Raw genomic sequence first — 16,220 nt, 5'->3', positions numbered from 1 at the left:
GTGCATTCAACGACAGGCATAACTATGCACTACTCCGTATGTTTCGTCAATCGACTCGGGGAGCGCTGCCCGCGCGCCCTCCGCCCCTCCCCCATACGTCCCACCTGACCTGCGGATATATGGGAGGCGAGGCGGCGGCCCGATTACCTACGATCAACCTCGACAACCACAGGGGAGGACGTATGGACACGGGCGCGGAGCCACGACCGCCCTCGCCGGGGGCTCCGGCGGCCGACTGGATCGCCTTCGACCACGCGGTCCGGCGAACCTCCACCTGGTGGTACGTGAGCCCCGTCGACACGCCGGACGCCGTGAAGCTGTGCCATCCCGACGGCCGGATCCGCGAGGCGACCCTGCGGTCGCCGCAGCCCCTGCTGTCGCCACTGCTGGAGTTCGCGGCGATCCGCTGCGCGGACTGGGTGCCGGCCGTCCGCGCGCGGGCCCGGCAGGTCCTGGCCAGGGCCTTGGCCGACGACCTCGCGGGCACGCTGCACCGGCTGACGCCGCTCGTCGTACGGCTCGGCCGGCGCGAGCAGGGCGCCTGGGCGCTGGAGCGCTTCGAGGACCTGCTCGACGAGGACCACGCCCTCCTCGCCGAACTGCGCGCGAGCCCGGACCCCCGGACCCGGCGGTTCGCCGCACGGCTGACCCTCGGGGCCGGGCTGCTGGACGTACGGGAGCTGGCCGCGCTGGCCGCGACGGAACAGGACCCGGCGACGGGCGGGCTGTGGACGGACGCGACGCTGGCCGCCCTGGCCGCCGACGGGCCGGACGACGAGGCCGTCGACACGCTGCTCGGCGGGCACGGCCAGATGGTCCGCGCGGCCGGGGTCACCGCCCTGCGCGGGGCCGGCCGGGCCGCCGAGGCCGCGGATCACCTCCGCGACCGCTCCGGGATGGTCCGGGCCTGCGCCCGTTGGCTGGTCCGCCAGGCCGGTGGCGACCCACGCCCGCTGTGCCGCGAGCCGCTGGCCGATCCCGCCCGCGTGACCCCGTACGCGGTGACGGCCTTCGCCGAGTGCGCGCGCCGCGAGGACGCGCCGCTGCTGCGCGCACTGCTGGTGCACCCGGCCGGTCAGGTGCGCGCCGCCGCCGTCGGTGGGCTGCGGCTGCTGGACGTCACCGACGTCGAGCTGCTGCGGCCGCTCCTGGACGACCCGGCGCCCGCGGTGGCCCGCGAGGTCGCCCGGAGCCTCGGCGCCTCGACCGACCGGCTGCCCGCCGACTGGCTGATGGCCCGTATCGAGCCCGGGCGGCCGTCGCACACCCGCCGGGCCGCGTACCGGCTGCTGTTCGCCCGGGGCGGGGTGGCCGGACTGCGCGCCTCCGTCGCCCTGCTGACGGACCGTGACCCGGCCTTGCGGACGATCGCCGCGCAGCGCGTCCAGAGCATGTGGAGCCCGAACCGGCCACCGGACCTGCCCGCGCGGGACCCTGAGGTCGGCGCCCTCCTGGACCGGTGCACGCACCTGTTCAGCGACCACGTCATGCGGCGGATGCGCTACGGCCTCGGGCTCCCGGTCCCGGCGGACGCATACTGATCGGCATGGGAAAGCTCTACGAACGCATAGACGGCCGGCTGCGCACGTTCATCGAGGAGCAGCCGATCTTCTTCACCGCGACCGCCCCGCTCACGGGTGACGGTCATGTCAACCTCTCCCCGAAGGGCCGGGCCGGAACCCTCGTCGTCATCGACGAACAGACCCTGGCCTACCTGGACTTCGGGGGCAGTGGCGCCGAGACCATCGCCCACGTCCGGGAGAACGGCCGGATCACCCTGATGTGGTGCGCGTTCTCCGGGCCGCCCAACATCGTGCGCATCCACGGCGAGGGCGAGGCGGTCTTCCGCGACGATCCGCGCTGGGGCGAGCTGATCGCGCTGTTCGGTGACGCCGACGGGCCGTCGGCGCGGGCGATCATCCTGGTCCATGCCCGCCGGATCGCGGATGTCTGCGGGTACGCCGTCCCCCTGATGGAGTACCAGGGCGAGCGGACGCTGCACGCCGAGTACTTCGGTCGCAAGACGGACGAGGAGTTCGCCGCGTACTGCGAGAAGAAGGAGTTCATCGGATCGAGCGTCGACGGCCTGCCTGCGCTGCCGCTGCCGCTTCCGCCCCGTACCGTCTGACATGTGCTGCGTACCGCTGTAGTCGCCGTCTCACTCGTCGTCACGACCCTGCTTCCGCAGGCCCCCTCGCAGGCGCCCCTGCCCGACCGGCTCGCCGACACCGGCGGGGGAAGCCAGCTCATCACCGCCGTGGCGCCCACCTCCGGCTCCACCACCGGTCGGGTGATCTGGTGGGAGCGATGGGCGGGACGTTGGCACCGGTCCGGGAGCGCGCCCGCGCGGTTCGGCGCGAACGGCCTGACCGAGGGCGCGGCGCGGACCCAGGGCACGGATACGACACCCGCGGGCCTCTACGCACTCCCCTACGCCTTCGGGATCCGGCGGGCACCGTCCGGCACGGACCACCTCTACCGGCGGGTGACCCAGGACTCCTGGTGGTGCCAGGACAACGCGTCCGCCCACTACAACCGCTGGGTCGAGCCGCTGCCCGCGGACTGCGCGCCGGGCGAGGCCGAGCACCTGGTGACGTACGAGAAGCAGTACGCGCACGCGCTGGTGATCGCCTTCAACTACGACCGGCCCGTACGCGGCCGGGGCGCCGGGATCTTCCTGCACGTCAACGGCAAGGGCGCGACGGCCGGTTGCGTGTCCGTGCCCGAGTCGGCCATGCGGGCGATCCTGCGCTGGGCGGACCCGCGCCGCCGTCCGCACATCGCGATCGGCACCGAATCCGGGGACCTGGCCGTGACCCGGTACTGAGCCGGGCCCGGCAGGATCCGGAAGAGCCGCAAGAGCCTGTTCAGCTCTCCTTCTGCGCCAGCCGCAGCAGGTGGTCGGCCAGGGCCTGGCCGCCCGCCGGATCCCGGCTGATCAGCATCAGGGTGTCGTCGCCCGCGATCGTGCCGAGGATCGCGCGGAGCTCGGCCTGGTCGATCGCCGAGGCGAGGAACTGCGCCGCACCCGGCGGGGTGCGCAGGACCACGAGGTTCGCGGAGGCCTCCGCCGAGATCAGCAGTTCCCCGGAGAGGCGCCGCATGCGCTCCTCCTTCGCGGACTCGCCGAGCGGGGCCTGCGGGGTGCGGAAGCCGCCCTCGCTGGGTACCGCGTAGATCAGCTCGCCGCCGGTGTTGCGGATCTTCACCGCGCCCAGCTCGTCGAGGTCCCGCGAGAGCGTCGCCTGGGTGACGCTCAGCCCGTCGTCGGCGAGCAGCTTCGCCAGCTGGCTCTGGGAGCGGACCGGCTGCCGGTTGAGGATGTCCACGATCCGGCGGTGACGCGCGGTGCGGGTCTGCGGGACGGCCTGGCCGCCTTGCTCGTTGTCCTGCGCCTGACTCATCGTCGTCTCATTCTCCGGATCCGTCCCCGCCTGCTGCGTCAAGGATGCCGGGCAGGGCCCGGACGAACGCGTCCGCCTCGGCCTCGGTGAGTACGTACGGGGGCATGAGCCGTACGACGTCGGGGGCGGGCGCGTTGACCAGGAAGCCGGCGTCCTGAGCCGCCTGCTGCACCTGGGCGGCGAGCGGCTCGGTCAGCACGATACCCAGCAGCAGTCCCGAGCCCCGGACGTGGGAGACCAGGGCGTGGCCCGTGCCCTCGATCCCGGAGCGCAGTCGCTCCCCCCGGGCCTTGACCTGGTCGAGCAGTCCGCCCGTGGCGATCGTGTCGATGACGGCGAGGCCGGCCGCGCAGGCGACCGGGTTCCCGCCGAAGGTGGTGCCGTGCTGGCCCGGCTGCAGCAGGTCGGCGACGGGGCCGAAGGCGACCACCGCGCCGATCGGCAGACCGCCGCCCAGCCCCTTGGCGAGGGTGACGATGTCGGGCTCGACGTCCTCGTGGGCCTGGTGCTCGAACCACTGGCCGCAGCGGCCGATGCCGGTCTGGACCTCGTCGAGGACGAGCAGGGTGCCGGTGGCGCGGGTGATCTCGCGGGCGGCCGTCAGGTACCCGGCGGGGGGTACGACGACGCCGTTCTCGCCCTGGATGGGCTCGATGACGACGAGCGCGGTCTCCTCGGTGACGGCGGCCCGCAGGGCCTCGACGTCACCGAACGGGACGTGCGTGACGTCGCCCGGCAGGGGCCGGAAGGGTTCCTGCTTCTTGGGCTGGCCGGTGAGCGCGAGCGCGCCCATGGTCCGGCCGTGGAAGCCGCCGTCGGTGGCGACCATGTGGGTCCGCCCGGTCAGCCGGCCGATCTTGAAGGCGGCCTCGACGGACTCGGCGCCCGAGTTGCAGAAGAAGACCTTGCCGGGGCGGCCGAAGAGCTGGAGCAGCCGCTCGCCGAGCGCGACGACCGGCTCGGAGATGAAGAGGTTGGAGACGTGGCCGAGGGTGGAGATCTGCTCGGTCACGGCCGCGACGATCGCCGGGTGGGCGTGCCCGAGGGCGTTGACCGCGATACCGCCGACGAAGTCGGTGTACTGCTTGCCGTCGGCGTCCCAGACCTGGGCGCCCTCGCCCCGTACCAGTGCGACCGCGGGGGTGCCGTAGTTGTTGGTCAGCGCCCCCTGCCAGCGCGCGCCGTACTCCTGGTTGCCGGTGCCCTTCGTCATTGCGTTCCCCCTGACTGGTGGTCGGGCACGACCATCGTGCCGATGCCGGAGTCCGTGAAGATCTCCAGCAGGATCGAGTGCTGGACCCGCCCGTCGAGCACGCGGGCGGTGTTCACGCCGTGGCGTACGGCGTGCAGGCAGCCCTCCATCTTGGGCACCATGCCGCTGGACAGCTCGGGCAGCAGCTTCTCCAGCTCGCTGACGGTGAGCTTGCTGATGACCTCGTCGCTGTTGGGCCAGTCCGCGTACAGGCCTTCGACGTCGGTGAGGACCATCAGTGTCTCGGCGCCGAGAGCGGCGGCGAGCGCCGCGGCCGCCGTGTCGGCGTTGACGTTGTAGACGTGGTGGTCGTCGGCGCTGCCGGCGATGGAGGAGATGACCGGGATCCGGCCGTCGGCCAGCAGGGCCTCGATGGCGCCGGTGTCGATGGAGGTGATCTCCCCGACCCGGCCGATGTCGATGACCTCGCCGCCGATCTCCGGGCTGTGCTTCGTCGCGATCATGGTGCGGGCGTCCTCGCCGGTCATGCCGACGGCGAGCGGCCCGTGCTGGTTGAGCAGCCCGACCAGTTCACGCTGGACGTGGCCCGCGAGGACCATCCGTACGACGTCCATGGCTTCCGGGGTCGTGACGCGCAGCCCCGCCTTGAACTCGCTGACCAGGCCCTGCTTGTCGAGCTGGGCGTTGATCTGGGGGCCGCCGCCGTGTACCACGACCGGCTTCAGGCCGGCCTGGCGCAGGAAGACCACGTCCTGGGCGAAGGCTGCCTTGAGCTCCTCGTCGATCATGGCGTTGCCGCCGAACTTGATGACGACGATCTTGCCGTTGTGGCGGGTGAGCCACGGCAGGGCCTCGATGAGGATCTGCGCCTTGGGCAGGGCGGTGTGCTTGCGGGCGGTGCCGCCGGAGGTGCCGGGCAGGCCGGCCTTCTCGTCGCTCATGAGGAGTAGGCGCTGTTCTCGTGGACGTACTCGGCGGTCAGGTCGTTGCCCCAGATCACGGCGGACTCGCTGCCGTTGGACAGGTCGGCGGTGATCCGGACCTCGCGGCCCTTCATGGAGACCAGGTCGCGGTCGTCGCCGACCGAACCGTTGCGGCAGACCCAGACGTCGTTGATGGCGACGTTCAGCCGGTCCGGGTCGAAGGCGGCCTTGGTGGTGCCGATCGCTGAGAGCACCCGGCCCCAGTTCGGGTCCTCGCCGTGGATGGCGCACTTGAGGAGGTTGTTCCGGGCGATGGAGCGGCCGACCTCGACCGCGTCGTCCTCGGTCAGCGCGCCGATGACCTCGATGCGGATGTCCTTGCTGGCGCCCTCGGCGTCGCCGATGAGTTGGCGGGCCAGGTCGTCGCAGACCTTGCGCACGGCCTCGGCGAAGTCCTCGTACGCCGGCACCTGGCCGGAGGCTCCGGAGGCGAGCAGCAGCACCGTGTCGTTGGTGGACATGCAGCCGTCGGAGTCGATCCGGTCGAAGGTGGTGCGGGTGGCGGCGCGCAGCGCCTTGTCGAGGGTGGCGCTGTCCAGGTCGGCGTCGGTGGTGAGGACGACGAGCATGGTGGCCAGGCCCGGGGCGAGCATGCCGGCGCCCTTGGCCATGCCGCCGACGGTCCAGCCTCCCTGCGAGACGGTGGCCGTCTTGTGCACGGTGTCGGTGGTCTTGATGGCGATGGCGGCGGCCTCGCCGCCGTCGGCGGACAGGGCCGCGGCCGCGGTCTCGATGCCGGGGAGCAGTTTGTCCATGGGGAGCAGAACGCCGATCAGGCCGGTGGAGGCGACCGCGATCTCGCCGGCGTTGAAGTCGCCGCCGAGCACCTGGGCGACCTTCTCCGCGGTGGCGTGGGTGTCCTGGAAGCCCTTGGGTCCGGTGCAGGCGTTGGCGCCGCCGGAGTTCAGGACGACCGCGCCGACGGCGGCGCCGCGCAGGACCTGCTCGGTCCAGTGCACGGGGGCGGCCTTGACGCGGTTGGAGGTGAAGACGCCCGCGGCGGCCAGACTCGGCCCGTTGTTGACCACGAGGGCCAGGTCGGGGTTGCCGTTGGCCTTGATCCCGGCGGCGATGCCCGCTGCCGTGAATCCCTGTGCTGCCGTGACGCTCACGGTGCGACTCCGATCGTCGAAAGACCCAGGCTCTCGTGAAGCCCCAGGGCGATGTTCATGCTCTGCACCGCGCCGCCGGCGGTGCCCTTGGTGAGGTTGTCGATGGCGCTGACGGCGATGATCCGGCGGGCGGACTCGTCGTAGGCGACCTGGACGTGGACGGCGTTGGAACCGTGGACGGATTTGGTGGACGGCATCCGGCCCTCGGGCAGCAGGTGGACGAAGGGCTCGTCGGCATAGGCCTTCTCGTACGCGGCGCGCAGCGATTCGGCGGTGGTGCCGGGGAGCGCCTTGGCCGAGCACGTGGCGAGGATGCCGCGGGCCATGGGCACGAGGGTCGGCGTGAAGGAGACGCAGACGCGCTCTCCCGCGAGCGGGCTGAGGTTCTGCACCATCTCGGGCGTGTGGCGGTGTCCGCCGCCCACGCCGTACGGGGTCACCGAGCCCATGACCTCGGCGCCGAGCAGGTGCGGCTTGAGGGCCTTGCCCGCGCCGGAGGTGCCGGTGGCGGCGACGATCACGGCCTCCGGCTCGGCGAACTTCCCCTGGTAGGCGGGGAAGAGCGCGAGGGAGACGGCGGTGGGGAAGCAGCCGGGGACGGCGATGCGCTTCGTGCCCGCCAGTGCCTCGCGCGCACCCGGCAGTTCGGGGAGCCCGTAGGGCCAGGTACCGGCGTGCGGGGCCCCGTAGAAGGCGTCCCAGTCGGCGGAGTCCTTGAGCCGGTGGTCGGCGCCCATGTCGACGACGAGGACGTCCTCGCCGAGCTGGGCGGCGACGGCGGCGGACTGGCCGTGCGGGAGGGCGAGGAAGACGACATCGTGGCCGGCGAGGACCACGGAGGTGGTCGCCTCCAGGGTGCGTCCCGCGAGCGGCACGAGGTGGGGTTGCAGGGAGCCGAGGAGTTGTCCGGCGTTGGAGTTGCCGGTCAGGGCGCCGATCTCCACCTCGGGGTGCGAGAGCAGGAGGCGCAGGACTTCTCCGCCCGCGTACCCGCTCGCACCGGCCACCGCTACACGTACCACCATCGGACCCTCCTCATCGATGGCATGACTATACGTACTTACGCACGTTTATGCAATGCTCTTGATCGCGGTGAGGACGGGGCGGCCCAGGACGGAGGGGTCGCGACCCTCAGGGAAATATGTAGCAGGAAAGGATGCGCCGCGACGCCGTTTCCGCCGCTTGCGACGGCCCCGGGCCCGTGGGCGGCAGGGATCGGGACCCCGGCTTGGATCCGGGCGGGCCGCAGGAAGCCGGACGGCCTACGCCGGGGCCTGCAGGCACAGGTGCCAGCTGCCGGACCGGCCCGTGAGGGTCATCGTGGACAGCGGTCGGACGTCCACGCTCCAGTAGGTCAGCGGCGGCGCCTTCAGCGCGTACACCAGGGCCGCCCGGACCACCGAGGGCTCCGCCACCGCCACGATCCGGCCTCCGTCGTCGGCCGGCCGGGTGTCGAGCCAGCCGCCGATCCGGGAGATGAAGGCGAGCAGGGACTCGCCGCCGTGCGGGGCGGCCCGCGGATCGCTGAGCCACAGGTCCACCGCCCCGGGCTCGTGGGCGGTCACCTCGGCCAGGGTCAGCCCCCGCCAGCGGCCCATGTCGCACTCGCGCAGCGCGGGCTGCGCGAGGGGCGCGTAGCCGAGGGCCTCGCCCGTGGCACGGCTGCGCGGGGTCGGCGAGCAGTAGCGCAGCTCGGCCGAGCCCAGGGGTACGAGGCCCTGCGCGGCGGACTCCACCGACCGCCAACCGGGTCCGTCCAGCGGGCGGTCGTCGTCGAAGCGCTCGGCGAGCAGCGAGGAACAACGGGCTGCGGCGACGAGCGAGACCCGAACATGCATGCGGTGATGGTGATCCGCATACCGCACCGGGTCAAGCGTCCGGACCGAGGCCGTCCGGCAGACCGGTGCGCAGCCGCTGGACCGCCTCGACCAGTTCGCCGGGCCCCGAGACCCCGGCGAAGCTCAGCCGGACGTGCGGTCCCGGCGGCTCCGCGCAGAAGTACGGGCGGCCGGGTGCCACCGCCACGCCGGCGCGCAGCGCGGCCGCCGCGAAGGCCGCGTCGTCGCCGTACCCGGTCGGCCGCACCCACAACTGGTATCCGCCGTACGGCACATGCGGCAGCTCCAGCGCGGGCAGCTCGCGGCGCAGGGCCCCCGCGAGCACGTCCCGCCGGTGGCGCAGCTCGGCGGCCACCGTCCGCAGGTGGCGGGGCCAGGCGGGCGCGCCGACGAGTTCCAGGGCGGCCTCCTGGAGCGGCCGGGGCACGAAGAAGGAGTCCACGACCTGGATGGCGCGCAGCCGGTCGACCACCGGACCCCGGGCGGCCAGGGCGCCCACCCGCAGGCTGGGCGAGGTGGCTTTGGTCAGCGACCGGACGTGCACGACGACCCCGTCCACGTCCTCGGCGGCCAGGGTCGCGGGCAGCGGACCGGCGCCTTCGTGGACCAGGGACCGGGCGTAGTCGTCCTCCACCACGAAGGCCCCGGCGGCCCGCGCGATGCGCAGCACCTCGGCCCGCCGCCCCGGAGCCAGGACCGCTCCGGTCGGGTTCTGGAACAGCGGCTGGCATACGAACACCCGCGCGCCGGTCGCCTCGAAGGCGGCGGCCAGCAGCTCCGGCCGGACGCCCTCGGCGTCCACCGGGACGGGCACGGGCCGGCAGCCGGAGGCTCTGGCGATGGCGAGCAGCCCGGGGTAGGTCGGGGACTCCACCAGGATCGGCGCGCCGGGCGGGGCGAGCGCCCGCAGGGCGGTGGCCAGCGCGCTCTGCCCACCGGCGGTGATCAGGACGTCGGCGGCGACGACCGCGCCGCCGATCTCCCGGGCGAACCAGTCGCGCAGCTCGGGCAGGCCCTCCAGGGGCGGCCGCCCCCAGGCTCCGGGGCGCCGTCCCGCCCGGGCCAGCGCGGCCGCCATGGCCCGCTCGGGCTGCAGGGAGTGATGCAGGTAGCCGCCGTTGAGCTCGATCACCCCGGGCGGCGGCACGGCCAGGGAGCCCAGCACTCCGGTGGCGTCGACGGAGCGCGGGACGATCTCCCCGGCCCCCTCGGCGCTGAGCGCGACCTCCTGCCAGGAGGTGTCGCCGGGCGCGGGGGCCGTCGTACGCGGTGCGGCGCGGAAGACCCCCGCGCCGGGCCGGGTGACGACGAGGCCTTCGGCGGCGAGCTGCGCGAGGGCCCGGGAGACGGTGACGGGGCTGACCCGGTAGCGCTCCACCAGGGCCCGACTCGACGGGAGCTTTCCACCCACCGAGTAGCGGTCGATTTCGACCCGCAGGGATTCGGCCAGTTCCGCCACACTGCTACGCTCGTACATGACAGCACAGAATAGCGCTACTCTCCCGACCACGATAGCGGTCAAGAACCCGGTACGCCGGGGCACCGCCCTCGCCCTGCTCGGCGTCGTCGCCTTCTCGCTGACCTTCCCCGCCACCGCCTGGGGACTGGAGAGCTTCGGTCCGTGGTCGTTGGTCGCGCTGCGCAGCGTCCTGGCCGCCGCCATCGCCGGCGCCTTCCTGCTGGCATGTCGGGTCCCGCTGCCGGCCCGTGAGCACTGGGTGGGGCTCGCCGTCGTCGCCGCCGGGGTCGTCGTCGGCTTCCCGATGCTCACCACCCTCGCGCTGACCACCTCCACGACCTCGCACGCCGCCGTGGTGGTCGGCCTGCTGCCGCTCACCACCGCCGCGCTGTCCGCGCTGCGCACCGGTGCCCGCCCCTCGCGCGCCTTCTGGGCCGCGGCCCTCGCCGGGGCGGCGGTGGTGATCACCTTCACGCTCGCGCAGAGCGGCGGCGCCCTCTCCGCGGGCGACGCCTACCTGTTCGGCGCCCTGCTGGTGTGCGCCGCCGGATACACCGAGGGCGGCCGCCTCGCCCGGATGCTGCCCGGCTGGCAGGTGATCGGCTGGGCGCTGGTCCTGTGCCTGCCGCTCAGCCTGGCCGGCTCCGTGGCCGGGCTCGCGTACGAGCCGGTGCACCTCACCGGCCACGGGCTCGCCGGGCTGATCTGGGCGGCGGCCGGCTCCACCTTCCTCGGCCTGTACGTCTGGTACCGGGGCATGGCCGAGATCGGCGCACCGCGGGCGAGCCAGCTCCAGCTCGCCCAACCGCTGCTGACGCTGGTCTGGTCGGTGGCCCTGCTGGGCGAGCACCTCTCCCCCGCCGCACCGGTCGCCGCCTGCGGCGTACTCGTCTGCATCGCGGTGACCCAACGGGTCAAATAGCCCCATGACGACCTAAACTGCAAGCACCGGATCGGACCGCCACCGAGGAGGTCAGTTATGCGCGCGACCGAGGGCGACCAGCTGGTGCAGCACGGCAGGATCGTAGGACAGCACGACAAGGTGGGCGAGATCACCCAGGTCCTGGGCGAGAACGGAACCCCCCCGTACCGGGTCCGTTTCCAGGACGGACACGAGGCACTGATGGCTCCCGGACCCGACTGCACGGTCCGCCACCCCTCAGAGCCCACTCACTGAATCAGCGCCGGGACGCCGCCGACCGGTAGTGGTCGGCGACCACCCGGGCCATCGCCCCGTTGGGGTCCGCGGCCACCTGCTTCGCCGAGAAGTACACGTGGCCGTGGACCTCCGGGTACTTGGCGGCGAACGTCAGGTGCTCGGACAGCTCCCCGGGGTCGCGCCAGGCCTCGGTGGGGCTGTCCTCGTCGCAGCGGTACAGCGCCTCCCCCACGTACAGGTCCACACCCGTACCGGCGACGGTCCGCGCCCACCACGGCACGATGTCCGCGTAGTCGGCGGTCGGGTGCCCGATGTGCCAGTACGCCTGCGGCACGATGTAGTCGATCCAGCCCTCCCTGACCCACTTGCGGGTGTCCGCGTACAGGTCGTCGTAGGTACCGAGGCCCGCGCGCGTCGGTGAACCGGCCGGGTCCCGGTCGGAGTTGCGCCACACCGCGAACGGGCTGATCCCGAAGCGGGGAGCCGGAGCGAGCGCCCGCAGCCGTACGGACATCTCGCGGACCAGGGTGTCGATGTTGCCGCGACGCCAGGCGGCGCGCGAGGTGAAGCCCGCCCCGTACTCCTCGAAGGCCTCGTCGTCGTCGAAGTACTCGCCGGCCACCGGGTAGGGGTAGAAGTAGTCGTCCCAGTGCACGGCGTCCAGCGGGTAGCGGGAGATCGCGTCGAACATGGCGTCCTGGACGAAGCGCCGCACCTCGGGCAGACCGGGGTTGTAGTAGAGCTTGCCGCCGTACTCCACCGTCCAGCCCGGGTTGCGCCGCGCCGGGTGCGAGGACGCCAGCCGGTCGAGGTCGGTGTGGTTGGCCACGCGGAACGGGTTGAACCAGGCGTGCAGCTCCAGCCCGCGGGCGTGCGCCTCCTTGAGCGCCGTACCCAGCGGGTCCCAACCGGGATCGACCCCCTGCTCCCCGGTCAGCCACTGCGACCAGGGCTCCAGCTTCGAGGGCCACAGCGCGTCCGCCGCCGGCCGGACCTGGAGGACCACCGCACCGAGGCGCCGCTCGACGGCGGTGTCGAGGAGGGCGAGCAGCTCCGATCGCTGACGCGCCGCGGAGAGCCCGCTCGCGGAGGGCCAGTCCACGTTCGACACGGAGGCGATCCACATCCCGCGGAAGTCGGCGGCGCCCGCCCGCCCCCCGGGGATCCTCGCGGAGGGCCGCGGCGCGGCGGCCGCCGACCCGGCCGTGGCGGCGGCGATCACCCCCACGGCTCCGGCCAGCAGGGCCCGTCGACCGATGTACGTCATGTGACAGCTCCGTTTCGCTGAGTGACAATGTGCGGTGTCCGCCCAGCATGCCCGCCCCGGCCCGCCGCCCGGCGCAAGGTCGGGAGTAACGTCGGGGGGCGTGGCGGGCGCCGGAATCGTACGGGGGACCCGCCGACGGATGAGCTGCGAAAGGCACGAAGTGACTGACCTCCCTTCCGACATCACACGGGTCGGCGTAGTGGGCTGTGGCCAGATGGGCGCGGGTATCGCCGAGGTGTGCGCCCGTAGTGGCCTTGAGGTCAAGGTCGCCGAGACCACCGGCGAAGCCCTGGAGATCGGCCGTACCCGGCTGCACAACTCCCTGACCAAGGCCGCCGAACGCGGCAAGATCACCGAAGAGGAGCGGGACGCCACCCTGGCCCGCCTCACCTTCACCACCGACCTCGGCGAGTTCGCCGACCGTGACCTCGTCATCGAGGCGGTCGTCGAGAACGAGCAGGTCAAGACGGAGATCTTCCAGGTCCTCGACCAGGTGATCACCCGCCCGGACGCGATCCTGGCCTCCAACACCTCCTCGATCCCGCTGGTCAAGCTGGCCGTCGCGACCTCGCGGCCGGACCAGGTCATCGGCATCCACTTCTTCAACCCGGCCCCGGTGCAGAAGCTCGTCGAGCTGATCCCTGCGCTGACCACGGGCGAGGACACGGTCAAGCGGGCCGAGGCCCTGGTGCGGGACGTGCTGGGCAAGCACGCGGTCCGCGCCCAGGACCGGTCCGGGTTCGTCGTCAACGCGCTGCTCGTCCCGTACCTGCTCTCCGCGATCCGGATGTTCGAGTCGGGCATCGCCAGCCGCGAGGACATCGACAACGGCATGGAGCTGGGCTGCGCCCACCCGATGGGCCCGCTCAAGCTGTCCGACCTGATCGGCCTCGACACCATCGCCTCGATCGCCGACTCGATGTACGCCGAGTACAAGGAGCCGCTGTACGCCGCTCCCCCGCTGCTCCAGCGCATGGTCGACGCCGGCCGCCTGGGCCGCAAGACGGGCGCGGGCTTCTACCCGTACGGCTGATCCGTACGGCCGATCCGTACCTCCGGCTCCTACGGCCGGCTCCTACGGTTGGCCGAGGCGCAGATGGTGCAGCAGGAGCAGCCCGGCCGCCATGTTGGCGGCCGGGATCTCTCCCCGGGCGATCATGTCCGGCACGAGCTTGAGGGGGACCCACTCCCGGCGCGAGGACTCGAAGTCGTCCTCGGGATGCCCGATGTGGGTGGCCCCGTCCGCCCAGTAGAGGTGGTGGCGGGCGTCGGTCAGTCCGTTGGACGGCTCGACGGTCATGAGGTGGTGGAGCGGGCCGGGTCGCCAGCCCGACTCCTCCTCCATCTCCCGGGCCGCCGCGACCTCGATGTCCTCGCCGTCCTCGACCACCCCGGCGGGCAGTTCCCAGCCCCAGCTGTCGGTGATGAAGCGGTGCCGCCAGAGCAGCAGCACCTCGTTGGCCTCGTTGACGGCCGTGGCGACGGCGACCGGCCGCAGCCGGATCACGAAGTGGTCCAGGTGTCGGCCGTCGGGGAGTTCCACATCGGCGAGGTTCACGTCGAACCAACGGTTCTTGTACACGGTCTGCTCACTCAGGTTCATCCACTGCACGGTTGTGCCACCTTCCGTTCGAGTAGGTGGCAACATGGCAGCAGCTCGGCCCGTCACAGCGGAACGCGCAGCGCCCCGTCGATGAGCAGCGCGGTCTCCTCCGCGCCCGTACAACCGCTGGTCAGAAGCTGTTCGCGGACCGCCCTCAACCGGTCCCGCAGACGCAGCGACTCCATTCCCTTGGCCCGCTCGGCCATCTCGGCCGCGGACGCCGCGGCCCGGTCCGCCTCCCCCTGACGCAACTGGATCTCGCACAGCATCGCCAGCCGGTGCACCCGGCCGCGGTCGTGCGCCGGGGTGCCGACGGCGGCGGTCGCCTGGATCCGCGCGGCTTCCAGATCGCCCAGACTGAGCAGCGCCTCGGCGACCTGGACGTTGACGAGCCCCGGCTGTACGTAGCCGGTCTCGTCCGGTTCGCTGCCCGGGCTGATCCGCTCGGCGGCCGCCTCGGCCTTGCGGATGCAGGCCATGGCGGCCCCGGTGTCGCCGAGTTGGGCGTAGGCCTTGGCCTGCATCGCGTACAGGTCGGCGGCCAGCGCCGGGGTGGTGTGGTGCCCGGCGGCGCGCAGCGCGGCCTCGGCGAAGGCGACGGCCTGGCGGTGCTCCCGTAGGTGCAGGGACTGGTTGACGATCAGCGCGATGACGTACGCGCCGAGCCCCCGGTCCCCGCTCGCCTTGGCCAGGCGCAGGGCTTGGTGGAAATAGCGCTGGGCCAGGCCGTGGGCGTCCGAGTCGTACGCGCAGATCCCCGCCACCGCCACGAGGGACCCCGTGGCCCGGTGCAGCCGGCGGCCGAGGTCGTCGGAGTAGCTCCCGCGCAGCAGGGGCGCGGTCTCACTGCCCAGGAAGCGGACGATCCGGTCCCGCGTGGCCAGCCCGCCGGCCCGGCGGTACATCAGCTCGTAGTGGGCGCGGGCGGACTTCAGGATCTCGATGTGCTCGGGACCGACCGGATTCGGGCCCTCGCGCGAGACGTCGACGTCCTCCGGCGGATTCTCCCACTCCCACACCGGGATGACGGCGGGCGTCCCGGTGACCGCCTCGGCGGCCAGCAGCTGGGGCCGGGCCTGGACGTCGGAACGCCACAGGGCGGCGGCCCGGTCCACGAACCCGCTCAGCGGTGAGGCGTGCAGCGGCACGGGCCGGTCCGCCGCCCCGAGTCCGATGTCGTCCAGCCCCAACGGTCGCCGCAGCCGCCCGCCGAGCACCTCGCAGATCAGGTCGGGAACCTGGCCACGGGGCCGCTGACCCTTCAACCACCGTGTCACCGCAGTGTGTTCGTACCGCAGTGCGAGACCGCGGGTGCGGCCTGCCTGGTTCACGTACGCGGCGAGTCCGGCGTGGGACATGCCCGCCTCGGCGAGGAGGGCGTCGAGCAGGACATTGGGCTGCATGGGCCGCTCCAAGGGCTCGTCGGTCTCAGGCTAGTGGGTGCGCGGTTCACACGGGGTGTGAACCGCGTACGCGCATAAATGCGATGCGCACTCTGCCGCGCGGACCCCTGGAGGCGCTTCACTGAAGAGCCTCGCCAAGAGGTAGCTCGGGTCGTCGGCTCCCCCTCGTACAGTGCGACGACCCGTCACCGCGCCGCCCGTTCTGCTGTCTGCCCGACACTCCATGGCAGGCGGGCGGCGCGTTCCGGCCCCGCCGGCGCCCGGTTGGTCGCCGCGCCCCGGCAGGGGTCGGGTCGAGAGCGCGCGCCGGGCTCATCCACCGGGCCCGGCGCGCGTGTCCGGGGCCGGCGGTCAGGGCCGGTCGTTGCGGAGCACCAGCAGGGCGACGTCGTCGGTGAGCCGCCCGCCGGTGTGCCGGAGCAGGGCGGCGTGCACGCCCGCCACCAGCCGCGTGGGCGTCGCCGCCGCCTCCCGCGCGAGGACGCCCGGCAGATCGAAGAACCGCCCGGCCCGGTCGCGGGCGTCCTCGGCTCCGTCGGTGCACCACGGGCGGCGGTGAGGCCTCGCCCCGGCTCGCCGGGGGCTGCGCCGCGGCCGGCGTCGGGCCGTCGGTCCGCCCCGGCGTGGGTCATCCCCCCACGCGTGATCATCCGTAGGACTCCCCTCCGGCCGGATCGATTGTGTCGACCGACCGGCGCCCCGGACACGGGCCGTCGGGGTTCTCACCCGAACGAGTGAGGGGCAGGTCCGGTGGTCCGGACCTGCCCCTCACGCGTGTA

General features: G+C 72.8%; 17 protein-coding genes. 6 read left to right on the top strand and 11 right to left on the bottom strand.

What is annotated here, in order from left to right:
* The first annotated feature begins 182 nt into the window (after positions 1-182).
* Genes ACWG52_RS29835 through ACWG52_RS29825 form a run of 3 tightly spaced genes read left to right on the top strand, consistent with a single transcriptional unit; the run spans position 183 to position 2,827 of the window.
* Positions 183-1,541, top strand: a complete 1,359-nt coding sequence (locus tag ACWG52_RS29835; RefSeq protein WP_389814915.1) for a HEAT repeat domain-containing protein — start codon at positions 183-185, stop codon at positions 1,539-1,541.
* Positions 1,542-1,546: 5 nt separating this feature from the next.
* Complete coding sequence (locus tag ACWG52_RS29830; RefSeq protein WP_030723505.1) at positions 1,547-2,128, top strand: pyridoxamine 5'-phosphate oxidase family protein; 582 nt, start codon at positions 1,547-1,549, stop codon at positions 2,126-2,128.
* 6 nt (positions 2,129-2,134) lie between these two features.
* Positions 2,135-2,827, top strand: a complete 693-nt coding sequence (locus ACWG52_RS29825) for a L,D-transpeptidase family protein (protein WP_389815120.1) — start codon at positions 2,135-2,137, stop codon at positions 2,825-2,827.
* Positions 2,828-2,867: 40 nt separating this feature from the next.
* On the opposite strand, the gene ACWG52_RS29820 is transcribed toward ACWG52_RS29825, so the two are convergent.
* The 7 genes from ACWG52_RS29820 to ACWG52_RS29790 all read right to left on the bottom strand — a co-directional run bounded on the left by ACWG52_RS29820 (position 2,868) and on the right by ACWG52_RS29790 (position 10,027).
* Positions 2,868-3,404 (bottom strand): arginine repressor, encoded by a 537-nt coding sequence (locus tag ACWG52_RS29820; protein WP_030010023.1) that lies wholly within the window; start codon positions 3,402-3,404, stop codon positions 2,868-2,870.
* A 7-nt stretch (positions 3,405-3,411) separates the two neighbouring features.
* Entirely contained in the window at positions 3,412-4,617 is a 1,206-nt protein-coding gene (locus ACWG52_RS29815; protein ID WP_389814911.1) for an acetylornithine transaminase, read from the bottom strand.
* The gene (gene argB, locus ACWG52_RS29810) at positions 4,614-5,558 is read right to left on the bottom strand and encodes an acetylglutamate kinase (RefSeq protein WP_389814908.1); all 945 of its coding nucleotides are present in this window, start codon (positions 5,556-5,558) and stop codon (positions 4,614-4,616) included. Before argB ends, ACWG52_RS29815 begins: the two co-directional genes overlap by 4 nt.
* Complete coding sequence (gene argJ, locus ACWG52_RS29805) at positions 5,555-6,712, bottom strand: bifunctional glutamate N-acetyltransferase/amino-acid acetyltransferase ArgJ (RefSeq protein WP_389814905.1); 1,158 nt, start codon at positions 6,710-6,712, stop codon at positions 5,555-5,557. The genes argB and argJ overlap by 4 nt, the downstream gene beginning before the upstream one ends.
* Positions 6,709-7,737, bottom strand: coding sequence for an N-acetyl-gamma-glutamyl-phosphate reductase (gene argC / locus ACWG52_RS29800; RefSeq protein WP_389814902.1), 1,029 nt, complete (start codon positions 7,735-7,737; stop codon positions 6,709-6,711). Before argC ends, argJ begins: the two co-directional genes overlap by 4 nt.
* Positions 7,738-7,974: 237 nt before the next feature.
* The gene (locus ACWG52_RS29795; RefSeq protein ID WP_389814899.1) at positions 7,975-8,550 is read right to left on the bottom strand and encodes a histidine phosphatase family protein; all 576 of its coding nucleotides are present in this window, start codon (positions 8,548-8,550) and stop codon (positions 7,975-7,977) included.
* 31 nt (positions 8,551-8,581) lie between these two features.
* A complete protein-coding gene (locus ACWG52_RS29790) occupies positions 8,582-10,027 on the bottom strand; it encodes an aminotransferase-like domain-containing protein (RefSeq protein WP_389814896.1) in 1,446 nt (481 codons plus the stop codon).
* On the opposite strand from ACWG52_RS29790, the gene ACWG52_RS29785 reads away from it, so the two are divergent.
* A complete protein-coding gene (locus ACWG52_RS29785; protein ID WP_389814893.1) occupies positions 10,026-10,931 on the top strand; it encodes a DMT family transporter in 906 nt (301 codons plus the stop codon). The two genes, ACWG52_RS29790 and ACWG52_RS29785, sit on opposite strands and share 2 nt — an antisense overlap.
* A gap of 57 nt (positions 10,932-10,988) precedes the next feature.
* Positions 10,989-11,186: a DUF1918 domain-containing protein gene (locus ACWG52_RS29780; RefSeq protein WP_030010502.1), complete on the top strand. Its 198-nt coding sequence runs from the start codon at positions 10,989-10,991 to the stop codon at positions 11,184-11,186.
* 1 nt (position 11,187) lies between these two features.
* Here ACWG52_RS29780 and ACWG52_RS29775 read toward each other — a convergent pair whose 3' ends face one another.
* Positions 11,188-12,435: a glycoside hydrolase family 10 protein gene (locus tag ACWG52_RS29775; protein WP_389814889.1), complete on the bottom strand. Its 1,248-nt coding sequence runs from the start codon at positions 12,433-12,435 to the stop codon at positions 11,188-11,190.
* A gap of 139 nt (positions 12,436-12,574) precedes the next feature.
* Here ACWG52_RS29775 and ACWG52_RS29770 point away from each other — a divergent pair, with 139 nt between their 5' ends.
* On the top strand, positions 12,575-13,468 hold the full coding sequence (locus tag ACWG52_RS29770; protein ID WP_051782388.1) for a 3-hydroxybutyryl-CoA dehydrogenase: 894 nt from the start codon (positions 12,575-12,577) through the stop codon (positions 13,466-13,468).
* Between the two features lie 42 nt (positions 13,469-13,510).
* Here ACWG52_RS29770 and ACWG52_RS29765 read toward each other — a convergent pair whose 3' ends face one another.
* The 3 genes from ACWG52_RS29765 to ACWG52_RS29755 all read right to left on the bottom strand — a co-directional run bounded on the left by ACWG52_RS29765 (position 13,511) and on the right by ACWG52_RS29755 (position 16,167).
* Positions 13,511-14,038: an NUDIX hydrolase gene (locus tag ACWG52_RS29765; RefSeq protein ID WP_389814885.1), complete on the bottom strand. Its 528-nt coding sequence runs from the start codon at positions 14,036-14,038 to the stop codon at positions 13,511-13,513.
* A 62-nt stretch (positions 14,039-14,100) separates the two neighbouring features.
* A complete protein-coding gene (locus ACWG52_RS29760) occupies positions 14,101-15,441 on the bottom strand; it encodes a transcriptional regulator (RefSeq protein WP_389814882.1) in 1,341 nt (446 codons plus the stop codon).
* A 351-nt stretch (positions 15,442-15,792) separates the two neighbouring features.
* On the bottom strand, positions 15,793-16,167 hold the full coding sequence (locus ACWG52_RS29755) for a SpoIIE family protein phosphatase (protein WP_389814879.1): 375 nt from the start codon (positions 16,165-16,167) through the stop codon (positions 15,793-15,795).
* Positions 16,168-16,220 lie beyond the last annotated feature (53 nt).

The organism is Streptomyces sp. CLCI03, from assembly GCF_053615355.1.
The sequence above is the reverse complement of the archived record's forward strand: the minus strand, read 5'-3'. Positions and strand labels throughout refer to the sequence as shown.

Bases quoted from the DNA above. Each gene is read 5' to 3' on its own strand.
- argB (WP_389814908.1), bottom strand. From the start codon at position 5,558: ATGAGCGACGAGAAGGCCGGCCTGCCCGGCACCTCCGGCGGCACCGCC.
- ACWG52_RS29760 (WP_389814882.1), bottom strand. From the start codon at position 15,441: ATGCAGCCCAATGTCCTGCTCGACGCCCTCCTCGCCGAGGCGGGCATG.
- ACWG52_RS29790 (WP_389814896.1), bottom strand. From the start codon at position 10,027: ATGTACGAGCGTAGCAGTGTGGCGGAACTGGCCGAATCCCTGCGGGTC.
- ACWG52_RS29775 (WP_389814889.1), bottom strand. From the start codon at position 12,435: ATGACGTACATCGGTCGACGGGCCCTGCTGGCCGGAGCCGTGGGGGTG.
- ACWG52_RS29795 (WP_389814899.1), bottom strand. From the start codon at position 8,550: ATGCATGTTCGGGTCTCGCTCGTCGCCGCAGCCCGTTGTTCCTCGCTG.
- ACWG52_RS29820 (WP_030010023.1), bottom strand. From the start codon at position 3,404: ATGAGTCAGGCGCAGGACAACGAGCAAGGCGGCCAGGCCGTCCCGCAG.
- argC (WP_389814902.1), bottom strand. From the start codon at position 7,737: ATGGTGGTACGTGTAGCGGTGGCCGGTGCGAGCGGGTACGCGGGCGGA.
- ACWG52_RS29835 (WP_389814915.1), top strand. From the start codon at position 183: ATGGACACGGGCGCGGAGCCACGACCGCCCTCGCCGGGGGCTCCGGCG.
- ACWG52_RS29780 (WP_030010502.1), top strand. From the start codon at position 10,989: ATGCGCGCGACCGAGGGCGACCAGCTGGTGCAGCACGGCAGGATCGTA.
- ACWG52_RS29765 (WP_389814885.1), bottom strand. From the start codon at position 14,038: ATGAACCTGAGTGAGCAGACCGTGTACAAGAACCGTTGGTTCGACGTG.
- ACWG52_RS29815 (WP_389814911.1), bottom strand. From the start codon at position 4,617: ATGACGAAGGGCACCGGCAACCAGGAGTACGGCGCGCGCTGGCAGGGG.
- ACWG52_RS29830 (WP_030723505.1), top strand. From the start codon at position 1,547: ATGGGAAAGCTCTACGAACGCATAGACGGCCGGCTGCGCACGTTCATC.
- ACWG52_RS29785 (WP_389814893.1), top strand. From the start codon at position 10,026: ATGACAGCACAGAATAGCGCTACTCTCCCGACCACGATAGCGGTCAAG.
- ACWG52_RS29770 (WP_051782388.1), top strand. From the start codon at position 12,575: ATGAGCTGCGAAAGGCACGAAGTGACTGACCTCCCTTCCGACATCACA.